24 protein-coding genes are annotated in these 26,621 nt (G+C 45.3%); 6 read left to right on the plus strand and 18 right to left on the minus strand.

Annotation, left to right across the window (positions count from 1 at the left end):
- Window positions 1–80: 80 nt before the first annotated feature.
- The 15 genes from FTV48_RS11270 to ndhC all read right to left on the minus strand — a co-directional run bounded on the left by FTV48_RS11270 (window position 81) and on the right by ndhC (window position 16,270).
- Complete coding sequence (locus FTV48_RS11270) at window positions 81–323, minus strand: cold shock domain-containing protein (protein WP_180000387.1); 243 nt, start codon at window positions 321–323, stop codon at window positions 81–83.
- Between the two features lie 84 nt (window positions 324–407).
- Window positions 408–1,043, minus strand: coding sequence for a uracil phosphoribosyltransferase (gene upp / locus FTV48_RS11275; RefSeq protein WP_005097912.1), 636 nt, complete (start codon window positions 1,041–1,043; stop codon window positions 408–410).
- Between the two features lie 123 nt (window positions 1,044–1,166).
- On the minus strand, window positions 1,167–2,711 hold the full coding sequence (gene nuoN, locus FTV48_RS11280) for an NADH-quinone oxidoreductase subunit NuoN (RefSeq protein WP_074383461.1): 1,545 nt from the start codon (window positions 2,709–2,711) through the stop codon (window positions 1,167–1,169).
- Between the two features lie 3 nt (window positions 2,712–2,714).
- Window positions 2,715–4,328, minus strand: a complete 1,614-nt coding sequence (gene nuoM, locus FTV48_RS11285; protein WP_074383462.1) for an NADH-quinone oxidoreductase subunit M — start codon at window positions 4,326–4,328, stop codon at window positions 2,715–2,717.
- Between the two features lies 1 nt (window position 4,329).
- Window positions 4,330–6,225, minus strand: a complete 1,896-nt coding sequence (nuoL, locus tag FTV48_RS11290) for an NADH-quinone oxidoreductase subunit L (RefSeq protein WP_005097915.1) — start codon at window positions 6,223–6,225, stop codon at window positions 4,330–4,332.
- Window positions 6,222–6,530 carry an NADH-quinone oxidoreductase subunit NuoK gene (gene nuoK, locus FTV48_RS11295; RefSeq protein ID WP_004280769.1) on the minus strand — a complete coding sequence of 103 codons (309 nt, stop codon included), beginning with the start codon at window positions 6,528–6,530 and terminating at the stop codon, window positions 6,222–6,224. The genes nuoL and nuoK overlap by 4 nt, the downstream gene beginning before the upstream one ends.
- Window positions 6,530–7,048 carry an NADH-quinone oxidoreductase subunit J gene (nuoJ, locus tag FTV48_RS11300; protein WP_180000393.1) on the minus strand — a complete coding sequence of 173 codons (519 nt, stop codon included), beginning with the start codon at window positions 7,046–7,048 and terminating at the stop codon, window positions 6,530–6,532. Before nuoJ ends, nuoK begins: the two co-directional genes overlap by 1 nt.
- The gene (gene nuoI, locus FTV48_RS11305; protein WP_005097919.1) at window positions 7,048–7,590 is read right to left on the minus strand and encodes an NADH-quinone oxidoreductase subunit NuoI; all 543 of its coding nucleotides are present in this window, start codon (window positions 7,588–7,590) and stop codon (window positions 7,048–7,050) included. The genes nuoJ and nuoI overlap by 1 nt, the downstream gene beginning before the upstream one ends.
- A 16-nt stretch (window positions 7,591–7,606) precedes the next feature.
- Window positions 7,607–8,614 carry an NADH-quinone oxidoreductase subunit NuoH gene (gene nuoH / locus FTV48_RS11310; RefSeq protein ID WP_005097920.1) on the minus strand — a complete coding sequence of 336 codons (1,008 nt, stop codon included), beginning with the start codon at window positions 8,612–8,614 and terminating at the stop codon, window positions 7,607–7,609.
- Window positions 8,615–8,617: 3 nt separating this feature from the next.
- Entirely contained in the window at window positions 8,618–11,296 is a 2,679-nt protein-coding gene (gene nuoG / locus FTV48_RS11315; protein ID WP_180000389.1) for an NADH-quinone oxidoreductase subunit NuoG, read from the minus strand.
- Window positions 11,297–11,307: 11 nt separating this feature from the next.
- Window positions 11,308–12,639 (minus strand): NADH-quinone oxidoreductase subunit NuoF, encoded by a 1,332-nt coding sequence (gene nuoF, locus FTV48_RS11320; RefSeq protein ID WP_074383464.1) that lies wholly within the window; start codon window positions 12,637–12,639, stop codon window positions 11,308–11,310.
- Complete coding sequence (gene nuoE, locus FTV48_RS11325) at window positions 12,636–13,145, minus strand: NADH-quinone oxidoreductase subunit NuoE (RefSeq protein ID WP_004280775.1); 510 nt, start codon at window positions 13,143–13,145, stop codon at window positions 12,636–12,638. The genes nuoF and nuoE overlap by 4 nt, the downstream gene beginning before the upstream one ends.
- A gap of 14 nt (window positions 13,146–13,159) precedes the next feature.
- Window positions 13,160–14,947 carry an NADH-quinone oxidoreductase subunit C/D gene (gene nuoC / locus FTV48_RS11330; protein ID WP_005097924.1) on the minus strand — a complete coding sequence of 596 codons (1,788 nt, stop codon included), beginning with the start codon at window positions 14,945–14,947 and terminating at the stop codon, window positions 13,160–13,162.
- A gap of 90 nt (window positions 14,948–15,037) precedes the next feature.
- Window positions 15,038–15,718, minus strand: coding sequence for an NADH-quinone oxidoreductase subunit B family protein (locus tag FTV48_RS11335; protein ID WP_005097925.1), 681 nt, complete (start codon window positions 15,716–15,718; stop codon window positions 15,038–15,040).
- Window positions 15,719–15,724: 6 nt separating this feature from the next.
- Window positions 15,725–16,270 carry an NADH-quinone oxidoreductase subunit A gene (gene ndhC / locus FTV48_RS11340; protein WP_005097926.1) on the minus strand — a complete coding sequence of 182 codons (546 nt, stop codon included), beginning with the start codon at window positions 16,268–16,270 and terminating at the stop codon, window positions 15,725–15,727.
- A 572-nt stretch (window positions 16,271–16,842) separates the two neighbouring features.
- On the opposite strand from ndhC, the gene FTV48_RS11345 reads away from it, so the two are divergent.
- Entirely contained in the window at window positions 16,843–17,199 is a 357-nt protein-coding gene (locus FTV48_RS11345) for a hypothetical protein (RefSeq protein WP_005097927.1), read from the plus strand.
- A 70-nt stretch (window positions 17,200–17,269) separates the two neighbouring features.
- On the opposite strand, the gene bfmS is transcribed toward FTV48_RS11345, so the two are convergent.
- Window positions 17,270–18,937: a sensor histidine kinase BfmS gene (gene bfmS, locus FTV48_RS11350; RefSeq protein ID WP_005097929.1), complete on the minus strand. Its 1,668-nt coding sequence runs from the start codon at window positions 18,935–18,937 to the stop codon at window positions 17,270–17,272.
- 42 nt (window positions 18,938–18,979) lie between these two features.
- Window positions 18,980–19,696, minus strand: a complete 717-nt coding sequence (bfmR, locus tag FTV48_RS11355; protein ID WP_005097931.1) for a response regulator transcription factor BfmR — start codon at window positions 19,694–19,696, stop codon at window positions 18,980–18,982.
- 566 nt (window positions 19,697–20,262) lie between these two features.
- Here bfmR and FTV48_RS11360 point away from each other — a divergent pair.
- The 5 genes from FTV48_RS11360 (at window position 20,263) to FTV48_RS11370 (ending at window position 25,922) form a co-directional block, all read left to right on the plus strand.
- Window positions 20,263–23,100 carry a ribonucleoside-diphosphate reductase subunit alpha gene (locus FTV48_RS11360; protein ID WP_180000391.1) on the plus strand — a complete coding sequence of 946 codons (2,838 nt, stop codon included), beginning with the start codon at window positions 20,263–20,265 and terminating at the stop codon, window positions 23,098–23,100.
- 272 nt (window positions 23,101–23,372) lie between these two features.
- Window positions 23,373–23,498, plus strand: a complete 126-nt coding sequence (locus FTV48_RS14980) for a hypothetical protein (protein WP_004732081.1) — start codon at window positions 23,373–23,375, stop codon at window positions 23,496–23,498.
- 60 nt (window positions 23,499–23,558) lie between these two features.
- Window positions 23,559–23,687 carry a hypothetical protein gene (locus FTV48_RS15215; RefSeq protein WP_005169615.1) on the plus strand — a complete coding sequence of 43 codons (129 nt, stop codon included), beginning with the start codon at window positions 23,559–23,561 and terminating at the stop codon, window positions 23,685–23,687.
- 140 nt (window positions 23,688–23,827) lie between these two features.
- A complete protein-coding gene (locus FTV48_RS11365; protein WP_004645882.1) occupies window positions 23,828–25,111 on the plus strand; it encodes a ribonucleotide-diphosphate reductase subunit beta in 1,284 nt (427 codons plus the stop codon).
- A 202-nt stretch (window positions 25,112–25,313) separates the two neighbouring features.
- On the plus strand, window positions 25,314–25,922 hold the full coding sequence (locus FTV48_RS11370; RefSeq protein ID WP_005169600.1) for a DUF805 domain-containing protein: 609 nt from the start codon (window positions 25,314–25,316) through the stop codon (window positions 25,920–25,922).
- A gap of 47 nt (window positions 25,923–25,969) precedes the next feature.
- Here FTV48_RS11370 and FTV48_RS11375 read toward each other — a convergent pair whose 3' ends face one another.
- Window positions 25,970–26,383, minus strand: a complete 414-nt coding sequence (locus tag FTV48_RS11375; protein ID WP_005169598.1) for a TM2 domain-containing protein — start codon at window positions 26,381–26,383, stop codon at window positions 25,970–25,972.
- Between the last annotated feature and the right edge of the window lie 238 nt (window positions 26,384–26,621).

A 26,621-nucleotide genomic window follows, 5' to 3' on the forward strand; every position in this document is an offset into this window, starting at 1 on the left:
AACCAGCTGCAAGATCAACAGCTGCAACAGGCACAACAACAACTGAATCAGCTTAAAGATGATTTAAAAGCAACCCAGATTCAACAATCCAAAATCAAGATGCTCCTTGAGCAAAAACAACAGCGTTCAATCTTAATGGCTTTATACTTATCGCCATTTTCTACCACATTAAATTTCACACGTTCATTGCGCTTTGGCTCGCCTTCTGCCGCAGGAAAGTCTGAAATATGGAAGAACACATCTCCCTCAGCTGAACCAATAAAACCAAAACCTTTTGCAGGGTCGTACTGTTTGATTTTGCCCTGATATAATTCATCTTTCATGCTGTTGTCCTATGCTGAAAATGCCCGATCTACATTATATAAAAAAGAGGCTGTAGTAGCCCCTTTTTTCGTCCTGTTCAAAAATCAGTCTTTCTGAACTGAACCAAAGATTTTATCGCCAGCATCACCAAGACCCGGAACGATATAACCATTTTCATTTAAACCGCTGTCGATTGATGCAGTGAACATGATCACATCAGGATGTGCAGCCTCTACACGCTTAATACCTTCCGGTGCGGCAACCAGAACCATAACACGAATGTCTTTACAGCCACTGGCTTTGAGCACATCAATTGCAGCTACAAGAGAAGAACCTGTCGCCAACATCGGATCAATGATCATCGCGATACGGTTTTGTACGTCTGGAACCAGTTTTTTATAATAAGTACGGGCTTCCAGGGTTTCTTCATCACGCTCTAAACCGAGTACAGATACTTTTGCACTTGGAATCAGGTTTAAGAAACCATCCAGCATGCCAATACCGGCACGTAGAATCGGCACAACCGTGATTTTTTTACCGGCAATACGGTCAACTGTGACAGCACCATTCCAGCCATCAATATCATGTTCAACCATTGGCAGGTCTTTAGTCGCTTCATAAGTCAGAAGCATGGTCACTTCTTGAGCTAACTCGCGGAAGTTTTTGGTACTGATATCTGCACGACGGAGTAAACCGAGCTTATGTCGGATGAGCGGATGACGGATTTCATGAATTGCCACAGGAGAACACCTAAAAGGTTAAAGATAAATTTCCGCTATTATAAAGGCTTTTATTGATTTGTATAAATAAAAAAGCCCCCAATCATGGAGGCTTTTTTGTAATAACGTCAATCTTCACAGATATTAGTTAAAACCACTTTGAACCAAAGTGAAAATGAATTGCTGTAATTCAGGTGATATTGCGAAGAACGCATATTTAGAAATCGCAATCACTGGATCTGGATAAACACCAATCACAAGTACCGCAAGTGCAGCAAGTAATACCATGATACCACCGACTTTTTGCCCCCAATGATTCACCGCATCTAGACGTGGTGTTTCAGGTGGTGTCATGTACAGCACGACCATCACGCGCAGGTAGTAGTACAAACCAATACCTGAACCCAGGATCACCATTGCAGTCAGGAACCAAGCCTCGCCTGCAACTGCAGTTTTAATCACCAGGAACTTACCGATAAAGCCGGCAGTTAAAGGAATACCTGCAAGAGACAGCATCATTACGGTTAATACAGCAGTCAGGACTGGACGGCGCCAGAACAGACCACGGTATTCAGCCAGACTACCCGCTTCATCCGTATTGTTATACGGACTCGACATCAGCGTCACAACACCGAAAGCACCAATCGTGGTTAATACATAAGTAATCACATACACGTTTACACTTTCAAAAGTCGCAAAACCTTGAACCTGTAAGAAATCGGTATTACGTGAACTGACGATGGCAACCAGCAAATAACCAAAGTGCGCAATTGAAGAGTATGCCAGAATACGTTTCAGGTTCACTTGGCGAACAGCCAGCAAGTTACCTGCAAGAATCGACAATACTGCAATAATCGAAATGATCGTTACGAAGCTGTCTGCCAGGATTAAACCTGAAGACAAAACATAACGAACAAACAGACCAATCATCGCCACTTTTGCCACAGTCGCAAGGAAAGTCGCGATTGGTGCTGGTGCACCTGCGTAGACGTCTGGTGTCCATTTGTGGAATGGTGCCAGCGATAATTTAAATGCCACAGCAAATACAATTAAGGCCAGACCAATTATCACAGCTGGCTGACTGAATACAGTAAACAGTTTGCCCGGTTCAGCAACGAAACTTAAAGTACCTGTGTAGGCATAAATATAGGCCATACCCATCAGCAGCATTGCAGACGCAGTTGCTGAAAGCACCAGATATTTCACACCTGCTTCAAGCGATTGAGAACGTTGATGTGTATATGCCAACAGGCCGTATACAGGAATCGACATCAACTCAAGGCTAATAAAGAATGATGCATAGTGCGAGCTTGCCACCATTAACATTGCACCCGCGACGGATATCAACATCAAGATATACAGCTCTTCACGGTTATCTTTATAAGTTTCGATATACGCGTGTGACAAGGTACTACAGGCAAGTGCAGCAATCAGAATCACAAACTGGTACAACATCGTAAATGGATCTACGATGAACAGATTCATCACATTGGCAGGTGCAAATGTGCCTGCCAACAGAACGAAAATGATATAGAACGCTGCTAAGTTCAGACCAACAACAGTCGTCGTCGCAACAAGATTATGGTTACGCTTGATTGCCGTCAGCAACATCACGACGATCGCAGTTAACGACACGATCATCACAGGTGCGAGCGGCATAAGCTCAGAAAAAGACATTGTGAAGTTCATGGCTTATTGGATCTCCACATTTTCAAGTTGAGTCGTTACCTGATCAGCAACTTCAACCACTTCTTGAACTGGAATGTAGCTATTCGCTAACCACGCCATGCTTGAGTTAGACACATCAAGGAAGCTTTGTGGGTATAGACCAAGCCAAAGTAGACCAAACGCACAGATCAACAATAACGCGATTTCACGTACATTCAGATCTTTTAACGGATGTGTATAGTGCTGTTTTTGCGCTTCGTTTGGCACACCAAACAGGGCTTTGTGAATCAGGATTAGACCGTACAGACCTGCAAAGACCAGACTGATTGCCGCAAGAATAGTGAACGCCGGGAATTGTGCATAAGCACCCATCAAGATCAGGAACTCACCAATGAAGTTACCCAGACCTGGAATACCGACAAGCGCCGCAACAAAGAACATCAGGAAGAATGCAAGATACGGGAACTGACCACGCATCCCCCCCATCAAACGCATGTCACGCGTATGCACACGCTCATATACCTGACCACACATAATGAACAGTGCAGCAGAGGAAATACCATGTGCCAACATCATGATCATCAGACCCTGGAAGGTCAGGATGTTACCTGCGTAAATCGCAAGTAAAACAAAGCCCATGTGGGAAATAGATGTATACGCCAGTAAGCGTTTCATGTCGGTTTGCTGGAAAGCACACCAAGCACCGTAGAAGATACCGATTAAACCCAGAATGATCGCGATATCTGCAAACTGAGCCGAAGCTGCCGGGAAGAACGGAATCACGAAACGCAATAAACCGTACGCCGCAGTTTTAATCAAGATACCTGCAAGGTCAACAGAACCCGCTGTTGGTGCTTGCGCATGCGCATCTGGTAACCAGCCGTGTAATGGGAAAACTGGAAGTTTTACCGCAAAACCGATGAATAAACAGATCATGAATGCATAAGCAAGCGCTGGAACCTGAGCGTCAAGCGTATTCGCCACACCTAATAAATAGTTGTAGTCGAAACGGATTTCGCCAGTCATGGTATAGCCTACAGTCACCAGACCCAGGATACCAATCAGCATCACCAAACCGGCAACCTGCGTGTAAATGAAGAACTTGTTTGCTGCATAAACACGTGACTTGCCTTCTGCCCCTTTATGACCCCAAAGGGCAATCAGGAAGTAGATCGGCACCAGCATCATCTCCCAGAAGAAGAAGAACAGGAACAGGTCAATCGCCAGGAATACACCGATCACACCACCCAAAGACCATAAAAGGTTCAAGTGGAAGAAACCAACGTTCTTTTGAATCTCACCCCATGAACAGCCGACTGCCAGCACACCCAGGAGTGCAGTCAAACCAACCATAAGAAGTGATAAACCATCCACGGCTAAGTGAATGTTAATGCCAAGGGTCTGAATCCAAGGCAGTTTGAATTCGGCAGCCCACGAAGGTGTCGCAGCGCCTAATTCATAGTTATAGGTACCAGTTTGCCAAAGGACGATGGTCAGAACCAAAGTCACCAGCATACCGATTAGCGCGATATAACGCGGCAAGTGTTGGTCGAGTTTATCGACCAACCAGCATATGAAACCTGCAATGAACGGAATGAGGATCAGAGCCGGCAAAATAATATTGTTTGGAGCTTCCATTTTATTTCCCCACGACCTGAATCACGATCAAGATCATCAGTAGGACAACGACACCGAGCCCCATACTAGATGCATATTCACGCAGTGAACCGGTTTGACGTGAACTTGTAAAGCTGTGACCACTTTTGACCAGTGCAGGAAGTACTAGCCATAAGCCATCAATTGGATCACGACCGAACAATTTAGCGAACAGCAAATATGGCTTGACGAAAATCAGGTCATAAAGCTTGTCGAAACCTAATGCATTACGGCAGATATTGACCAGACCCGCACCCACAGAAGTGGCAGCAAAACGTTTGACTGCATTGTAAGCAAAAGCGAACAGCACCACACCGACCACAAGACCCGTCAATGCAACAGCAATGGCGATGTATTCAGCACCATGTGCACCTGCTTCAAGCGCTTCAGGAATAATGAAGGCTGGAATTTGGGCTGCATCTAGAATGCTCATCACGGGTGCTTTCAGTACGATTGCCAGACCTGTCGAAAGGACAGCAAGAATCGCCAGTGGCGCCCAGTAAGTTGCACCTTTGATTTCATGATAAGGCGTGTTTTCTTTGCCGAAGAATACCACCCAGATTAGACGGAATGTATAAATCGAGGTTAAGAAAGCACCTGCAACACCGACCCAGTACAGCGTGTTATACACTGGTAAACCAGCAATATGACTTTGCGTCCAGACTGCAGCAAGAATTGCGTCTTTTGAGAAGAAACCAATGGTCAGGAATGGAATTGCTGCCAAGGCACCGCCACCAATCGCGAAACATGCAAACAGGAATTTGTTCTTGTAGAACAAACCGCCCATCTTGAAGATGTTTTGTTCGTGATGGTAAGCCAGAATCACCGCACCAGACGACAAGAACAAGAGTGCCTTGAAGAATGCGTGAGTCAGCATGTGGAATAGACCCGCCTGGTATGCTTCAGCACCTACTGCCATAAACATATAACCGAGCTGACTCATGGTTGAGTAAGCCAGAATACGTTTGATGTCGGTCTGAACCAATGCAGCAAAACCAGCTACAAGCAAGGTCACCGCACCTGTGATCGAAATAAACACCATCACTTCTGGCGCAAGTTCAAAGACTGCAAACAGACGGCAGCACAGGTAAACACCCGCCGTTACCATAGTCGCAGCATGGATCAATGCAGAAACAGGTGTTGGACCTGCCATTGCATCGGCTAACCATGTTTGTAATGGGATCTGTGCAGATTTACCTGCCGCACCCAAGAACAATAACAATGCTGTCCAGATGGTCAGCGAAGAACTTTGCGTCATTACAGTCGCTGCATTTTCAACGATGTACTGAATGTTCAAAGTACCGAATTGCTGGAAGATCAGGAACATGGCAATCAGCAGGAATACGTCACCGATACGGGTAACAGTAAACGCCTTGATTGCCGCCAGACCATTTGCAGGGTTCTGGTAGTAATAACCAATCAGCAGGTATGAACACAGACCTACACCTTCCCAACCTAAGAACAATAACGCCAAGTTATCGCCAAGAACGAGAAGCAACATGCTTGCAACGAACAGGTTGAAGTAAGAGAAGAAACGTGCAAAGTCTTCTTCACCACGCATGTACCATGATGCAAAGATGTGAATTAAGAAACCCACACCTGTCACCATGCCCAGCATTAGTAAAGACAAACCGTCGAGTTGCAAGCTGATGCCCGGTGCAAAACCACCGACATTGAACCAGGTCCACAGGTGCTGAACATAGAGTTCTTTACCATTGTTAACAAAGTCCAGACCTGCAATCAGTGCAAACAGTGCCGATAAACCAACTGCACCGACACCAATTATCGCTGCAACATTTTCAGGAAGCTTGTTGCGCCCCGCCGCTAACAGGACAAAACCAATGAGCGGAAATAAAATTGTTAGATATAAATAACTCATCCGCGCATCTCACTAGCAGCATCTACATCCAGGTGATGGAAGCGATGATAGAACTGAAGGACGATCGCGAGACCAATACAAGCCTCTGCCGCAGCAAGCGTCAGGATCAGGATGAACATGATCTGACCATCTGGCTGTGCCCATGCACTGCCCGCCAGGACGAACGCCAAAGCAGCAGCGTTCATCATGATTTCAAGGCTCATTAAAATAAATAGTAGGTTGCGTCGCACCATTACACCGTAAAAACCCAGTGCAAAGAGAATAGATGCAACGATCAAACCATGCTCTAAAGGGATGTTGCCCATTATTCTTTTTCCTCTTCTGCATCTGGCTCACGTTTACCCAAATGGAATGCAGCTACTAATGCAGCAAGCAATAACATCGCGGCAACTTCAACCAACAACAAGTACTGCGTAAAGAGTGCTTGACCCACGGCTTTCGGGCCCACCATTTCCACACCCATTACCAGTGAAGGCTGTGCGTAATCAGAGTTTAATACCCATACCAGTACCAGACCGATCAGGAAGCTCATCAGCGCCGGATAAGCCCAAGCCGATGAAGTTAACCATTTACGTTCTTGTTCAACGGTTTGTTCACCCAGATTCAGCATCATCACCACGAACACGAACAACACCATGATCGCGCCAGCATAGACAATAATTTCGAGGGCAGCCGCGAACGGCGCACCAACAATCATGAACATGCCTGCAACAGCAAGCAAGGATACGATCAGGCTTAATAAAGCATGTACCGGATTCACGTTAGTCACCACGCGAACCGTAGAGACAATGGCCACAAGGGCCATTAAATAAAATGGCCACATCATGGTAATAGACTCCGTACATCAACAGGTGCACTTTCACGCTGTGCTTGACCTTTGTCCTTGCCTGCAACTGCCATACCGGTGACACGGTAGAAGTTATAGTCAGGATATTTACCAGGACCAGAAATCAGCAAGTGTTCTTTTTCATAGACCAGGTCTTGACGAACATATTCACCGAGTTCGAAATCCGGGGTCATTTGAATGGCTGTGGTTGGACAGGCTTCTTCACACATACCGCAGAAAATACAACGTGAGAAGTTGATACGGAAAAACTCCGGATACCAGCGACCATCTTCACGTTCTGCTTTTTGTAATGAGATACAGCCTACCGGACAGGCAACCGCACACAGGTTACATGCGACACAACGCTCTTCGCCATCAGGGTCACGCGTTAATACAATACGACCACGGAAACGTGGTGGCACGATTTCTTCGGCCGGCACTTCTGGATATAAAATCGTGTCACGTTTACGCGTTACATGGCTAAACACCATCCAAAGCGAACGAACAATCGATCCAAATCCAGCTAGAAATTTAAACATTTTGTTCTCCCTGCCCTTACCACAAGATCACGGCACCAGTCACCAACAGGTTGACTAGAGCTAATGGCAAGCAAATTTTCCAACCAAAGTTCATTACCTGGTCATAACGTGGACGCATTAATGAACCACGTGCCAACACGAACATCATTACAAAGAATGCTGTTTTGATAATGAACCAGAATGCTGCTGGAAGGAACGGAATTTCAAGGTTGAATGGCGCGAGCCAGCCACCGAAGAATAACGTCACGATTAAAGCAGAGATCAGTACTACGTTGACGTATTCCGCAACGAAGAACATCCCCCACTTCATGCCGCCGTATTCGACATGATAACCTTCAGCCAGTTCTTGTTCTGCTTCTGGTTGGTCAAATGGATGACGATGCGTCACCGCAACACCCGCAACCACGAAGATCAGGAAGCCAAGGAACTGAGGCACTACGAACCAGACATCACGTTGTGCTTCAACGATTTCACGCATGTTGAATGAGCCGGCAATTGCCACCACACCCATCAGCGAGATCCCCAGGAACACTTCATAAGAAATGGTCTGAGCCGCAGAACGTAAACCACCGAGTAAGGCGTATTTGTTGTTGGATGACCAGCCACCGAACAGTACTGCATAGACTGCAATACCTGCCATTGCCATAAAGAACAACAGGCCGATGCTCATGTCTGCCACACCTAGATAAGGTGAAACAGGAATAACCATGAATGACAGCACAGCAGTTGCCATCGCAACTGCTGGCGCCATACGGAAAGTCAGTTTGTCAGCAAATTTTGGTGTCCAGTCTTCCTTGAACATGATTTTCAGCATGTCGGCAACAATCTGGAACATACCGCCCGGACCGACACGGTTCGGACCGTAACGGTCTTGCCACAAGCCGAGTAAACGGCGTTCAATAAAAGACATCAACGCAGCGATCAATACCACAACCAGTAAGATCACGATCGCTTGAATGACTGAATAGGCGATTGGCCAGTTTTCAGCCCACAACGGCGTTTGACGGATTAATTCTTGTTCCATGAATTACACTCCAACCGCGACTGAAACAGGCTCTGCCAGAGATACCGTCGGTGCAAGACCGATTGGGTAGCCAATATAACCTGTCGGTAAGTATTCAATGACTTGTACAGGCAGAACAATAGAGGTCTCGCCTGCTTTTACTGTCATTGTCTGACCATCTTGAACATTCAAGCGGGCTGCATCCTGTTCACCGACCGCAAATACCGCTTCAGGAATACGTGTTTCCATTGCTGGTGTTTTTACGGTGAATTCACCTGAACCAAAGATATGGTGCATTGGTACCAGACGGAAGCTTTCAGCATTAACCAAAACAGGTGCCGGTGCAACAAAGGTACGTGCCGGAAGTTTTGCCAAACGGTCGAATAAACGAACGCCTGAATCACCACCTTTCAAATGACCACCGACATTGTCCTGGAATTTGTTCCAGGCTTGCGGCGAGTTCCAGCCGGCAGACCATGCAAATGGTACCAGTGCTGAAGGTGTTTGAGTTCCGACATAACCTTCCATCGAGAAGGTTAATGCAGAGTCTTTGTCCACTGGCTGTTTTGGCTCATGGACAGACAATGGCGCGCGCATCGAAGTACGACCTGAGTAACGACGTGGTTCACGTGCTACTTTAAGACCATGGACACGGAAGCCCGCATCTGGTGCTACATCCAAAATACCGTCTAAAGCAGGTACATTTTTCGCAACTGACTCGATCACATCATCCAGCAACGTCCAAGAAATCGCTTTGCCTTTCACGCCTGTTTCCAGAGCGTGTAACCAGCGCCAAGATTCTTTGATTGCCAATTCAGGATTGTAGTAGCTCGGGTCATACACTTGGTAGAAACGTTGTGCACGGCCTTCTTGCGATACCACCGTACCATCACCTTCAGCAAAGCTTGCAGCAGAAAGCACGATGTCGGCTTTTTTCACTGTTTCAGTTTCAGAGTGATCTAAAACAATCACGTCTTTGCCTGAAAGTGCAGCATCCACTTGTGCAGCAGGTAGACGACGATACAGATCGTTTTCAACCACGATCACTGCATCATAATCTTGTGCAAAGGCTTGCTCTAAGCTTTGACCACCGAAGATTGCCATACCCATCGAGTTCACTTCAGGAACTGTCAAGGTCAAGCCTGCATTACCCAGATTTTGTGCAACTTGTGCAGCAGCTTCCATGATTGATGCATCTTGTAAGCTGGTACCCGAGATGATCAATGGTTTTTTCGCAGCTTTTAAGGTGTCGGCAATCGTTTGTGCAAATGCTTTCGCATCGTCATCTAAACCGAGAATTGCTTCGCCCTTCACGCCCGCAGCAACAGCAAAACCTAAACGTGCAATGTCGTTTGGAGAAGCAACTACTTCGCCTTCGGCAACATCAGACAGACGGGTTTGTGTCGCAGCCAGGATGTAAATCGGAGATTTCGCATCTTGAGCAATACGTTGTACCGGCTCAGCCAACCATTCTTGGGTACGACGTTCCGCTGCCATCTCTTTGCCTTTATTTTTCGCAGCTTGGCGAACAGATAAAGCCATACGAGGCGCAGTTTGGGTTAAATCTTCACCTAAGATCAGAACTGCATCATAGCTTTCAATTTCACGCATATTCGGGTTGTAAACACCCTCGGTTTGCATGATTGAAGCTGCAAGTTCAACCAGATTTTGCTCTTTTTGAGATAAACCTGTTGAGAAGTTCTCTTGACCCACCAATTCACGCAGCGCGAAGTTTGATTCAAGTGATGCACGCGGTGAACCAATCCCCAGAACTTTTTTGTCCTGGATATTTGCAATCACCGTATCAAGTGCTGCATCTACTGAAACAGTTTCTACAGTCGCACCTTTACGGAATTGTGGCTGACGCGGACGGTCTTCGCGGTTCACATAACCTGTACCGAAACGGCCTTTATCGCATAGGAAGTATTGGTTAACTTCACCATTGAAACGGTTTTCGACACGGCGAAGTTCACCATAACGCTCACCCGGAGAAATGTTACAACCTGAAGAACAGCCTTGGCATACGCTTGGCGCATATTGCATGTCCCATTTACGGTTATAACGTGCCGAATGAGTTTTATCGGTAAATACACCTGTTGGACAAACTTCAGTCAGGTTACCCGAGAATTCAGATTCTAAAGTGCCTGATTCTGGACGACCGAAATACACACGTGATGCGTTGGCATACACGCCGAAGTCCGTACCACCTGCATAGTCTTTGTAATAACGCACACAACGGTAACAGGCGATACAACGGTTCATTTCGTGAGAAATGAATGAGCCAAGCTCTTGGTTGTAATGGGTACGTTTGGTGAAACGGTAGCGACGACGGTCATGCTGCGTCATTACGGTCATATCTTGTAAATGACAGTGACCACCCTCTTCACAGACCGGACAGTCGTGCGGGTGGTTGGTCATCAAGAATTCAACAATCGAAGCACGGAAATCTTTTGCTTCTTTGTCTTCAATCGAGATGTAGGTATTGTCAGATGCAGGCGTCATACATGACATGACCAAACGACCACGGGTATCTTCCGGATTCGCGTATTGAGTCACGGCACATTGACGGCAAGAACCGACAGAACCTAAGGACGGATGCCAACAAAAGTATGGGATATCAATGCCAAGACTCAAACATGCTTGTAGCAAGTTTTCCGAGCCGTTGACTTCATACGATTTGCCATCGACATGAATTGTAGCCATAGTCGAATTCCTTAAGCTTGTTCTACGGAGCTAACTTGAGCAGCGGCATTCACCACCTTCGCTTCAAATTCGCCACGGAAATGTTTGAGTGCGCCCATGAGCGGTTCCATTGCACCCGGTGCGTGGGCACAGAAAGTCTTACCGATCCAAAGCTTACGCGTTAACTCTTGTAAGTGATCGATATCTTCCTGTTTACCTGTGCCATTTTCCAGCGCTTTTAACGCTTTCACTGCCCAAGGCAAGCCATCACGGCAAGGGGTACAGAAACCACATGATTCGCGTGCAAAGAATTCTTCTAGGTTACGTGTTGCTGAAACCATACATTGGGTTTCATCAACCACCATGAGCAGACATGTTCCCAAACGAGAACCTGCTTTCATGATGCTTTCCGCATCCATCGGAAGATCGATATGCTCGGCCGCCAGGAAGTCCGTTGATGCACCACCCGGTAACCATGCTTTCAGCTTCAGGCCGTCACGCATACCACCCGCGTGATCTTCAATCACTTCACGCGCAGTCGTACCAAAAGGCAATTCCCATAGACCTGGGAATTTCACTTTACCTGATGCACCATAGATTTTGGTACCTGGATCTTTCGACTTGCCCGCAGACAAGCCGATATACCATTCAGGGCCACGTAGCATGATGGCGGGTAAGTTGTTGTAGGTCTCTACGTTGTTGACAATCGTAGGACGACCCCAAGCACCTGCAACTTGCGGGAATGGCGGTTTGGTACGTGGGTTGGCACGACGGCCTTCAAGCGAGTTAATCAATGCAGTTTCTTCACCGCAGATATAACGACCTGCACCGGTATGCACATGTAACTCGAAGTTCCAGCCGGTACCAAGAATATTATCCCCTAAGTAACCTTTGGCTCGAACTTGCTCAAGCGCTTCATTTAAGTACTGAGCCGCTTCGATGTACTCGCCACGGATAAAGATATAACCATGGGTTGCTTCAAGCGTATAACCCGCGATCAGCATCCCTTCGATCAGTTGATGTGGAAGATCTTCCATCAACAAACGGTCTTTGAAGGTACCTGGTTCCATCTCATCGGCATTACAAATCAGGTAACGTGGACCTGAATTGTCATTTGGCGCCATTAGTGACCATTTGATGCCTGCCGGGAAGCCTGCACCACCACGACCTTTAACAGTCGCCGCTTTCACCACGTCCAATACATCTTTAGGCGACATCGACAGGGCTTTTTTAAAGCCTGCATAACCTTCGAGCGCTTCGTAATCATCTGCATTACGTACGTTCGCTTGTTTGCTTAAACGCCAGGTGAGTGGATGCGTTTCCGGGTTACCGTCGCCATAAATTGGTTTTGGTTCAGTATTCATACATACTTCTCCAACAGCTGTTTCACCGAAGTCACTTCAACCAGACCGTGCGTGTCTTCATCAATCATTAAGGTTGGGCCTTTGTCACAGTTGCCCAAGCAGCAAATTGGCAGCAAGGTAAAGCGACCATCTGCAGTCGTTTGACCAAACTGAATGCCTAATTCGCGCTGGAATGCTTCTGCCAAAGTTTCCGCACCCATCAAGAAGCACGCAATCGAATCACATAACAAAATTACGTGACGCCCGACCGGCTGACGGTAAATACGGTTATAGAAGGTTGCCACACCTTCCAGATCTGCAACGCTCATGCTCAGCATTTGCGCGATGGCATTCATTTGCGCATCATCTACCCAGCCATTACGGCGTTGTACACACTTTAGCGCGTCCAGACACGCCGCACGTGGGTATGGATAGTGCCCCATGTGATGTTCGATATCGTGAATTTCGTCCGCAGTCAAAATCCCTTCAACGTTCACACGTGGCTTTTTATCAGTCAAAATCATCATAATGCGTTTACCCCTTAGCGATCCACGTCAGCCATTACGACGTCAATGGTCGCTAAATAAATGATTAAGTCAGACATGAGGCTGCCGTTAATCACAGAAGGCATTTGCTGTAAATGCGTGAAGGTTGGTGTACGAATACGGGTACGGTAACTCATGGTTGACTTGTCTGAAGTCAAGTAGTAGTTCGACGCACCTTTCACCACTTCCGCCATCACAGATGCTTCACCTGCCGGCATTACAGGACCCCAAGATACGCTTAAGAAGTGCGTAATCAAGGTTTCAATATCTTGTAATGTCTTGTCTTTTGGTGGTGGAACAGCCAGTGGATGGTCTGCTTTGTACGCACCAGACGGCATGTTGTCTAGACATTGCTTGACGATTTTCAGTGATTCTTCGATTTCACGGAAGTGAACCATGACACGTGCATAAGCATCGCCTTCGTACTCTAAAGGAACCTCGAAATCGTAATTTTCGTAGCCGCTATACGGACGATATTTACGAACGTCAAAGTCAATACCTGTTGCACGAAGACCAGTACCGGTTACACCCCAAGCCAATGCAGATTTAGCGTCATATTGCGCTACACCTTGGGTACGACCCATGAATACAGAGTTGCGTAATGCAGCTGTGTAGTATTCATTCATACGCTTCGGCATCCAGTCGAGGATTTCGCGAATGAGGTGCTGCCAGTTGTTTGGAAGGTCGTGCGCAGTACCGCCAATACGGAACCAAGCTGGGTGCATACGGTAACCCGTGATCGCTTCAATCGCGTCATAAATCTTTTGACGGTCAGCGAACATATAGAATACTGGGGTCATACCGCCGGCATCCTGAATTGCAGTACCAATAAACAACAAGTGGTTATTGATACGGAACAATTCCGACATCATCACACGGATACATTGCGCACGGTCCGGTACAGTAATGCCCGCCATTTGCTCCACGCCCATCACATAAGGCATGTTTTGTGCACAACCACCCAAGTAGTCGACACGGTCTGTATACGGAATGAATGAATGCCAGGTTTGACGTTCAGCCATCTTTTCCACACCACGGTGGTGATAACCGATATCAGGCACACAGTCTTTCACTTCTTCGCCGTCCAGCTGCAAAATCACACGGAATGCACCGTGCGCAGATGGATGGTTAGGCCCCAAGTTCAGGAACATGAAGTCTTCATCGGCATTACCGCGCTTCATACCCCAATCTTCAGGCACGAAACGCAGATGTTCCTGTTCGTAGTCCTGCTTGGCCTTGTCTTGCAAATACGGGGTATATTCAGTCGCACGTGCAGAATATTCTTTACGTAGCGGATGACCTTCCCAATAGGTTGGCAACAAGATACGACGGAGCATTGGATGCCCTTCGAAATTGATCCCAAACATATCGTAAGCTTCACGTTCGTACCAGTTGGCATTTGGCCAGATGTTGGTTGCCGTCGGAAGATTCAGATCACTTTCAGCTAAGGCAACCTTAATACGAATGTCAGTATTACGCTCGAGCGACAACAAGTGGTAGAACACTGTGAAGTCAGACGCAGGTAAACCGTCGCGGTGCGTACGCAGACGCTCATCTACCGCAGACAAGTCGAACAACATCACGTAAGGACGTGATACTGTACGCAAGAACATTAAAACTTCTTGTACACGTGCGCGCTCAACCCAGACTGTCGGGAAATCCTCGAAAGTCGTTTGCACATAGAAGTTCTCACCAAATTTGGTTTTGAGTTCTTCAATGATGGCAAATGCTGGGCGTGAATCAACTGGTGTTGATTCTGGCATAGCAATGTCAGTTTCAGCCATTGGCTTGGCTTCCTATTTAATACAAATTCAGTCAACCTAAACGACAATTACACCCATAGCGGGTGCAGCAAAAAAGACCAGTCGTTTAAATTATTTAATTTCATCCATAGAGCGCAAGTTCTTCACAGCAACACGCTGATCTTTCTTACGGTCACGTTCCGGCATCATCTTTGGCTTATACACTGGCTTAAGATCATCACCGATCACCGCAGAAAGCGGACGACGCTCGAGTTGAATCTGGTCTTGCAACAGCATTAATGCCTGAATCAAAGCTTCAGGACGTGGTGGGCAGCCGGGAACATAAACATCGACCGGGATGATTTTATCCACACCTTGTACCACTGAATAAATGTCGTACATCCCACCTGAGTTGGCACATGCACCCATTGAAATGACCCATTTCGGTTCAAGCATCTGTTCATACAAACGTTGAATGACAGGCGCCATTTTCACAAAGCAGGTACCCGCCACAATCATTAAATCCGCCTGACGCGGTGAAGCACGAATCACCTCGGCACCAAAACGTGACAAGTCATGCACACCGGTTAAGGTCGTCGCATACTCTACATAGCAGCATGATGTACCAAAGTTAAACGGCCAAACTGAGTTTTTACGACCCCAGTTGACTGCTGTATGTACCACATCCTCTAAACGAGTCATGAATACATTCTTATTCACTTCTTCTTCAAGTAACGGATCTTCTACAAGGATACGCTCTTGAAGTGGATATTGATCAGCATCCGGATTCGCACGGGTTAATGTATATTTCATCCCGTCTTACTCCTTATCAGATGATTTAGCCGGTGAGCTTTTCACACGACCAGAGGATTGAGCTGGGATTTGACCTGTAGGGTCGATTACCAATTCTTCAATTGAGTTAAAGCGCGTAATTTCTGCTAGATCCATATTTGGCGAACCAATCTTAGCTTTAATTCCTGCGGCTTTACGTTTGTCTGAAGGTGCCCAGTTGAGTGCGCCTGTGGATAATTCGTAAACCAAACCAACAAGTAAAACTAAAATAAAGATAGCTGCAGTTGCAAAACCAATCCAACCTACTTCACGAACAGAAACCGCCCATGCATATAGATAAAGTGCTTCTAAATCAAACACCACGAAGAAAATTGCAACTAAATAGAACTTTGCAGACAAGCGGATACGAGCCCCACCTGCACCAACAACACCTGACTCAAACTGCTCCTGCTTGGCACGGCCCCATGATTTACCCCCGAGGAGTAATGGGACGGTCAGCATAAAGACGCATAAAAATGTAACGCCGATCACGAAGGCAATAATTGCCCATTCGTATGGAGTAATAGCACTCATGCGGGGATAACTCCTGGCAGGCCTATTTGTTAACAAAGAATGTATGTATTGGCCTTCAAATACACCAAACACAAAATTAATCCCGCCAATTGTACCTGATTTTGGATTTCACTTGCTAGTTTATAAGCCTTAGTCTTTGGGATGATTTTTTAGGCATTTCAGCATTTAATTTGCGTTTGATCTCTCAACATCCGATTTAATCGTTTTATTGGATTAAGTTTTAATTTTCTATTAATTTTTCTATAAACAGCATTCCTGAAAAATAAATCCATTTCAGATCATTCTTGCTTGGCCTCTGTCTTAGATATAGCCCCTTTCACGGCCAAAGCAAAGAAAAATCAGACAAAAACTTATTCTATCCATAACTTTCAGCGTATAAAGCTTTTGATTTAATTTGATATTTAACATGATTTTCACATTTTAACTTGGATTACAGCACTTTAAGCCCAGCCTCACTCAAGGCAAGCAATTGTATCTTTTTGCAACACACCCAACAGACTGATTCAGAATATGTTATTTGTATTTCTAAGCCACATAATGACATTAATAAAGTAACAATAAGGAGTCCTTGCATGTCTCTACGCTTCTCGCATAAGCCGAATTATTTTTTATTTGCCCAGTTACTGGTGCGACATATCCAAGATTATGTTCAGAAACACCCCAATATGAGTCAGGTCGCTTTTGACTTGCGCGATATTCATGCACTGTTTCAAGAGGATCATGCCTCTTCCAGCATTAATCTGGATGGCATCATGAATATTGCCGATGAATACAAAGTCGAAACTTTATCTGGTGATCAGAGGCTGATCCAGCGCTATAGCATTGATGGAAAAAATACCAAGCTAATGATCGACTTCAATCCTGAAGCCCTGCATGGCCTAAAAGAAGGCAAACCATTGATTGAGCCGGATGCCACCATTCAGGAATAAAATTCTTCCCCAATAAAAAAAACGATGCTCAGGCATCGTTTTTTTATAACTCAAAAGCATTTATATAACATCAAGCTGAATGATCACTGATTTCCTCAGTCTTTTCTGCCAACTTGCGCTTGCTCTTCTTTACATAACGCTGTGCAGGCCAGCTCATGATAAAGCGCGCACCACCCAAGCTCGGACTTTGATCCACGTGAATCTTGCCACCAAACCAGTACGCAATCCGGCTGACAATGGATAAACCCAAACCATAACCACCCGAAGCACGGGTGCGGCTGTCATCCAGCCGGGCAAAGGCTTCAAAGACCCGGGCACGATCCACTTCCGGAATTCCCGGGCCATCATCTTCAACAGAGACATAGGCCTGACCATCCTGATCCAGACCACCACTGATCAGCACCTTATTGTCGCAATAACGCACCGCATTGCCGACCAGATTCTGAATTACGCGATGCAGATAACGACGTTCTGCCTCAACCACCACATCAGGCATTGAATGTAGCTCAATGATTTTCTGGGTTTTTAATGCTTCAGTTTCCAGAGCTACCTGATTCAGCACTTCAAACAGATTGACCTTTTCAAACTCGATCGAAGGCATGCCCTGTTCTAGCTTGGCATAGGTCATGATCTCGTCAATCAGGGTATTCAGCGCCTCAATATCTTTATCAATCTGTTCGACCTGTTGCAGACGATAATCGTAATCATCTTCATCTGCCATCATTTCCACACCAAAACGAATCCGCGCCACTGGTGTACGAAGTTCATGTGAAACCGCACGCATCAATTCACGCTGGGCTTCAATCAGGCGCTGAATATGATCAGACATATTGTTAAAGCTAGAGGCTAGCGTTGCCATTTCGTCACTTCCTTCTACAGGAAGACGCAATGACATATTACCGGTTTTCATTTTGTTTAAGGCATAGCTGACTTCACGCAACTTGCGCTGCATTGGCACCAGCAAACCATACACCCCCAGACTCAGCACAAACAGGCTCAATAAAGTAATACCAGTCGCTAACTGGAATGGCATCCAGTTAAACAATGGCACCGGCCCCATCACCAAGACTTGTGAGGTCGAACCTGGAATTGGCGAAATAATTGAAATGGTGGTGCCACGGATTGAGGCACTATCCCGATACAGGATAATACTGTGATCAAGACGCAAGCGCCCGATCTGCTCGGAATCTAAAGGTAAGCTCTGTACGTTTTCAATCGATACCGGATAAGAAAAATGATCCTGAATAGCGGACAGATATTCTTTTTCCTGACCCGGATAATAGACCAGATAATCCAGAATAAAGACCGGAAGCGCCTTCATCTGGCGCTCGGTAATACTGTCGGCCTTTATATACAGGTAATGATTCGGGTCATCGCGCAGCCCCACCACAATATAGGCAATGCCGGTTTTGGCATCCCAGCGCACGACGGCTTTACGATCTGCAATACGGCGACCTTCAGCACGGGTGATATCCACCTTACTGGCTTCTACATAGTGAATTGGCAATTCCAGCAAATCAGAAGCATCGGAAACCCAATCCATCTTTTGCTGAAGATTTGGCTGGCGCGCGACACCCTCACTGATGATATAGGCCATACCATCAGTCAGAGACTCACGATATTCTTGCGCACGCTGATAGTTGATAATCTGTACCAACAGATAGCCGAACACAGCCACCAACACGACAAGGATGACGAGTCCTGCGTATATACGCAAAAATATACTGTGTTTAAACACCTATAGTTTATCCCGCTCGTTCAAGCAACAACGTACATTTGCTTAAATACCATTAGTTTCTTTAACGAATAGATAACCTTTACTACGCACGGTTTTAATACGCTTCGGATTCTCTGGATCGTCACCAATTTTTGGACGGATACGCGAAATACGCACATCGATTGAACGATCCTGACCATCATATTCGATGCCACGTAAACGCTCGAAAATATCTTCGCGGGAAAGAATACGGCCAGCATTTGATGCAAGCAACCACAATAGGTCATATTCCGCACTGGTAAAATCAACCAGATCACCATTTAAAGTGACTGAACGACCACCATTGTCGATGACCAGATCATCAAATTCGATACGCTGTGCCACTTCATCTTCAGGCACCTTGTCCGTACGACGCAGTAATGCACGAATACGTGCCAGCAATACACGTGGTTGTACCGGTTTAGCGACATAGTCATCGGCACCCATTTCCAGACCCAAGACCTGATCCATGTCCTCAGTACGCGCAGTCAACATCAAGATCGGTTGATGATAATGCGGGCGCACTTCACGACAAATGGTCAAACCATCCGCTCCTGGTAACATCACATCCAGCACCACCATATCTGGCTGCTCAGCGATAATCCGGCGAATGGCCCGGTTACCATCTGGCTCCACCCCAACCTCAAGTCCATTACGAATGAGGTATTCCTGCGTTAAACGAGCAAGACGCTCATCATCTTCAACAATTAAAATCTTGGGTAACTTTTCTTCTTGGCTCATGTATTGCCCCTTATTTGGTGGATCTACGCTATAGGCGTATCCTTTTGAAATCCAATAGATACGTTTTTAATATGCTTGCAATATACACACGTTTACATTGTAAACAAGATAGCGTTCACCAAACTGATACATCAACATAGCATTTTGTAATATTTTATCGTGCATTTTTTGGGCAACTATGCTTGAAACAGTGATTTAGATCTGATTTGTGATTTACACAACTATTACATGGACAAAATATGACTGCTTGATTCAGCACTTTTTAGTTATCCACAATGTTATCTATAAGCACTTTCCCGGGACTTTGTTATGCTATGCCTTGCCTGATAAGGCTTATACAAAAATCAATAAAAATAGCGATATTTTTACAAGGATTAAAGCAAAACTTAAGAAAAATATTTAGCTAAATGTCAATATTGATCTACCCTAAATTTTCCCGTATCTTGTGTTCAATTAATTTTAAAACCACTAGGTCTTGTGTTTATTCCTCAAACACTGTGCATGAAACTTGCCCAGTTCAAACGGTCCATAAACATAAAAATAGATGACAATGGAGCTATGCTAACATGAGCGTAATCACTTCAACTCCTGGTCAACTTCAGGTGATTAAACGCACCGGTGATGTTGCCGCTTTTGATGCAGAAAAAATTTCTGTCGCAATTGGTAAAGCGTTTTTGGCGGTTGAAGGCCAGCAAAGCGCTGACTCGAGCCGAATCCATGATCGTATCGAGCAACTGACGGAAATGGTACTGAATACCTTTAAACGTCGTTTACCTTCTGGCGGAACGATTCATATCGAAGAAATTCAAGACCAAGTTGAACTTGCGCTAATGCGTACGGGCGAACAGAAAGTTGCACGCTCTTATGTCATTTACCGTGAACAACGTTCTGAAGCACGTAAACAGTTAGGTGCACACCATCATCCGACCCTGCAAATTACCGATGCTGAAGGCCAACTTAAGCCACTTGATTTAAGTGCTTTAACTGCGCATGTTACTAAAGCAGCAGAGGGCCTTGAAGGAATTGATGTACAAGCCATTGTCGATGAGACCGTGAAAAACCTGTACAACGGTGTAAAAGAGTCTGACATCTCCACCACTATGATGATGGCGACCCGTACCCGGATCGAGCAAGAGCCGAACTACACCTATGTGACCGCACGTTTGTTGCGTGATGATCTGGTGGCGACTGGTTTGAAATTCCTGGGTCTGCCTACGGATACGCATGAAGGTGAAGCACTTGAAACTTTCCTGAAAAAAGGGATTGAGCTTGAGCTTATTTCACCAGAACTGCTTAACTTTGATCTGGCGAAACTGGCAGCGGCGATTCAACCAGAACGCTCAAACCAGTTTACCTACCTAGGTCTACAGACTTTATTTGACCGCTACTTTATCCATTCCGATGGCGTACGTTTCGAATTGCCGCAATTGTTCTTTATGCGTGTATCTATGGGCTTGTCGCTCAATGAAGAAAACCGTGAAGAACGTGCCATCGAGTTCTATAACTTGTTGTCTAGCTTCGACTATATGGCATCGACGCCTACCCTGTTTAACTCAGGTACGCTTCGTCCACAATTGTCGAGCTGCTACTTAACCACCATTGATGATGACCTGTATGATATTTATGGCGCAATGCGTGATAACGCCATGTTGTCTAAATGGGCAGGCGGTTTGGGTAACGACTGGACACCAGTGCGTGCTTTAAACTCTTACATCAAAGGCACCAATGGTAAGTCGCAAGGTGTAGTTCCATTCCTTAAAGTCGCGAACGATACGGCTGTTGCGGTCAACCAAGGTGGCAAGCGTAAAGGTGCAGTTTGTGCATATCTTGAAACCTGGCACCTGGACATTGAAGAATTCCTGGAACTTCGTAAAAACACCGGTGATGACCGTCGTCGTACCCATGACATGAACACAGCGAACTGGGTTCCTGACCTGTTCATGCAACGTGTATTCGAAGATGCGGAATGGACATTGTTCACACCTTCTGAAACCCCAGATCTACATGATTTGACCGGTGCAGAATTCGCTGAGCGTTATGCTTACTACGAAGGTATTGCCAAAGAAACAAACATGCTGCACAAGAAAATCCGTGCAAAAGATTTGTGGCGCAAAATGCTGTCGATGTTGTTTGAAACGGGTCACCCGTGGATCACATTCAAAGACGTATGTAACTTACGTTCACCGCAACAACACGTTGGTGTAGTGCACTCTTCTAACCTGTGTACCGAAATTACGTTGAACACCAGCAAAGAAGAAATCGCGGTATGTAACTTAGGTTCGATTAACCTGGTTCAACACGTGCAAGGCGGTGTACTGGATCGCGAAAAACTGGCACGTACAGTAAAAACTGCTGTGCGTATGCTCGACAACGTGATTGACATCAACTACTACGCTGTTCCACAAGCACGTAATTCAAACCTGAAACATCGTCCAGTCGGTATGGGTATCATGGGCTTCCAGGATGCTTTATACGAAATGAATCTGGCCTATGGTTCTGACGCGGCGGTTGAGTTTGCTGATGAATCAATGGAAGTGATTTCGTACTACGCGATTTCAACTTCAAGTGATTTGGCTGTTGAACGTGGTACCTATGAGACATTTAAAGGTTCATTGTGGGATCAGGGTATTTTACCAATCGACTCACTGGATCTGGTTGCGAAAACTCGTCCAGAACGCATGTTTGAAGTAGACCGTACCCAACGTCTGGACTGGGACACGTTACGTGCCAAAGTTCAAAAAGACGGTATGCGTAACTCGAACGTGATGGCGATTGCTCCGACTGCTACGATTTCAAACATTTGTGGCGTGTCTCAGTCAATCGAGCCGACATTCCAGAACTTGTATGTGAAATCAAACCTGTCTGGCGAATTCACCGTGATTAACCCGTACCTGGTACGTGCGTTAAAAGAACGTGGTCTTTGGGATGCAGTGATGGTCAATGACCTGAAACACTTCGAAGGTTCTGTACAGAAGATTTCCCGTATTCCGGAAGAGCTTAAAGCCATCTTCGCGACTGCGTTTGAAGTTGAAACACGCTGGATCGTAGATGCTGCATCACGTCGTCAAAAATGGATCGATCAGGCGCAGTCTCTGAACCTTTATATCGCTGGTGCGAACGGTAAGAAACTGGACATCACCTACAAGATGGCCTGGTTACGTGGTCTTAAAACCACTTATTACCTACGTGCATTGGGTGCGACTTCTGCTGAGAAATCGACCATTAACACTGGCGCACTAAATGCTGTTAAAGCGACTGCAACTGCAGCACCTGTTGCAGCAGCCGCTCCAGTGGTTGAAGCGAAAAAACCTGAAGTTCCTGCAGAGGAAGAAGGTTTTGCGCAAGCGGCTCCAGTGCCAATGGCATGTTCAATTGACAATCCAGATTGTGAGGCTTGTCAGTAATCTGACAGGTTTTAAATCCTCCCCGACCCTCCTTTAATAAAGGAGGGAGAAAATCCCCCTTTTCAAAGGGGGACTTAGGGGGATTACGAAATTCAGGCAATAAAAAAGCCCTCTAGCGTCCGTCAAAACTAACTAGAAGGCTTTCAATCTCGAAGTGATACCAAGATGGTCACAACGAGGCTGGCATCACAAAATGCGTGAACGGATTGTATCATCGATTCGAGAAACGAGCCAGTAAGAGTCATCTTGAATTTGTAATGGAGATTATCTCTATGGCTACGAAAAAAGTTTCTCGTGATGCAGGAACTGGTCGTTTCGTAACTGAAGGCTATGCAAAAAAGCATCCTAAAACTACAGTTACTGAAACAATCAAGCCTAGTAAATCATCTAAAAAATGATTTAAACGTGAATCCTAGTTTCGGCTAGGATTCACAAACTAAAAGTAAAAGGAAACCTCAATGCCCCATATGACCCACAACTACATGTTAGGACTTGCGGCATTGCTGATCTCCTTTGCTATTACCTTTTACGCACCACTTGCTTATTTCTGGTTCAAACTACGCCAGCAGCGTAAGCAAAATAAGTAGTGAGGATAGTGCTGCTGTATAAATTCACAGCATTCATCGACAAAACTTAATTTTGCTTACACAAATTAAGCGTATAGTAAGACATCTCAGCCAAGCTGAATGTCTCATAAAAGATATGAAGCAACGTAGAGAGAATTGATATGTCTATCCTAAGTTGGGACGATTTCGAAGATGATTCGCAAAAACCGGCTGCTCCTGAACAGCAGCCTGCGCCCGTCGAGCCGCAAAAAGCGACTAATTCACAGATGGTATCTGATGCAGGCAACGCATCGCCGGATGTGGCAGCTGCACAACCCCTTAGAGCCACTCAAAACCGAGGATCAAATCCAACCGATTCGCTGGCAAGAGCATCTGCTTCCCTAGAACAACTTGATGTTGCTCCAGGTCTGGAAGAGCTTGAAATGGGTGCACAGCGTGTACAGGTTGACGACAAGGCGATGATTAACTGTCGTGCCGACTTGAACCAGCTGGTGCCATTCAAATACGAATGGGCTTGGCAAAAATATCTAGACGGTTGTGCCAACCACTGGATGCCGCAAGAAGTCAACATGAACCATGACATCGCACTTTGGAAGTCTGAAAACGGCTTGACTGAAGATGAACGTACCATTGTCATGCGTTCACTCGGTTTCTTCTCGACTGCCGATTCACTGGTTGCAAACAACCTGGTACTGGCGATTTACCGCCACATTACCAACCCTGAATGCCGTCAGTACATCTTGCGTCAGGCATTTGAAGAAGCGATTCATACACATGCTTACCAGTATTGTATCGAATCGCTCGGTATGGATGAAGGCGAAGTCTTCAACATGTACCGCGAAGTTCCGTCAGTGGCACGTAAAGCAGCGTGGGGTCTGAAATATACCCAGTCTTTAAGTGATCCTACTTTCAAAACCGGTACACCTGAAAATGATCAAATCCTGCTGCGCAACCTGATCGCATTCTACTGTGTACTTGAAGGGATTTTCTTCTACTGCGGTTTCAGCCAGATCCTGTCGATGGGCCGTCGTAACAAGATGAATGGTGTTGCCGAGCAATTCCAGTACATTTTGCGTGATGAATCCATGCACCTGAACTTCGGTATTGATATGATTAACCAGATCAAGATCGAAAACCCGGGTCTATGGACAACCGAGTTCCAGGAAGAAATCATTCAGATGATTCTTGAAGGCACAATGCTGGAAATCGAATATGCACGTGACACGATGCCACGTGGTGTATTGGGTATGAATGCGGGCATGATGGAAGAATATCTGAAGTTTATTGCCAACCGTCGTCTAGCGCAGTTGGGTTTGCCTGAACAGTTCGCTGGTGTGAATAACCCGTTCCAGTGGATGTCGGAGATGATGGACTTGCGTAAAGAGAAGAATTTCTTTGAGACGCGTGTTACGGATTATCAGACCGGCGGTGCTTTAAGCTGGTAAGTCAAAAAGAAAAAGTTTAGTGAAATCCCGCCCCAGTAGCGGGATTTTTTATATGAAATATAGCCTATTCAATGCATAAAAAAACCGACCATCTACATTAAAAATATTATAAAAAATAAGTGCCTAAATATACTATTATGATATTATCCACATGAATTTAAAAACAATTTATAAATTTAAACACAAAGAAAGAGGGTAAAAAATGAAAGGGGTTATTTTAGATTATTCAGTGCAGCATAATGCTGGTGTGATTAGTGGCGACGACCAAAATCGGTACAATTTCACCGGTGCAGAATGGCGTGGACAGCATCCGCCTGCTCGTGGAGATCAAGTGGATTTCGATATCGATCCTACAGGGAATGCCATTCAAATTTTTACAGCATTAGGTCACAGCAATCCTGTACAAAATATTTCCAAGCAATTAGACAAAATTTCTGATCAGAATAAAGCTGAAGAACAATTCAATATGATTGATTGGTTTGTAAAGTGTTTAAAAAATTATGCGACGTTTATAGGGCGTGCTCGTCGTAAAGAATTCTGGTTTTTTACCTTAGTCCAATTTATTTTATTAATTATTGCTCAAATTATTGATGCAGTCATTGGAACTGAGTTTGTACTTTATGCCTTAGTAGTTTTAGCGTTATTTATTCCAGGCTTAGCAGTAACGATACGTCGTTTACATGATATTAATAAATCCGGTTGGTGGCTTTTAATTGCACTTATCCCGCTTATTGGCAGTATTTTATTAATTATCTGGCTAGCAACAGAGACCAAACAAGAAACCAATGAATGGGGGCAGCCTGCCAAATAACTTGACCAAAAAGAAAGGGCGATATCGCCCTTTCTCTCAATGAAAACTTAACCATACTTTCGTGCAAAATCTTCATCGGAAGTACATAGGTACATAATAAACTCAATAAATGCAATGATTGCCGGAATAAATGTCCAGAAGAAAATTAGATAGACAATTCCCCAACCGATACGACCTAGATAAAACTTATGTATACCAAATCCACCCAAGAAAAATGCGAGCAATGCCGCAACAATTCGATTTTTTTGCCCGACTTGATTGGTAAAGGGATTAGGAGCCGATACTAAATAAACGTCTTTGGCTTGTCCCTGCCCTAACACCTCAAAATCTACACGTTGTCCACGTGCTGGTAGCGCTTGGCCTCTCCATTCACTACCAGTAAATTGATAACGATTCTGATCATCCCCACTAATAATACCGGTATTATGCTGCACTGAATAATCTAAAATAGATCCTTGCATTATTATCTCTTTTTACGTGTTATTTACATGTTAAATTATAAGCATTCCACTATAGAAAAAATACTATATTTCAAATTACTATTGAAATAAAAAGATTTTCTATTTACTTACTTCTTCTCTCTTACTTAACACCACCGCTTTTTAATCATATTTATATCTCCTGACTTAGAAAAAATAAGCCGCTGTATTTCTGTCAAATAGATGACTGTCTAGGTTAAATTTTCTCCTTTACCCTGCT

It is taken from the genome of Acinetobacter sp. YH18001 (assembly GCF_013416975.1).
In the GTDB taxonomy this organism is placed as follows: domain Bacteria; phylum Pseudomonadota; class Gammaproteobacteria; order Pseudomonadales; family Moraxellaceae; genus Acinetobacter; species Acinetobacter pseudolwoffii.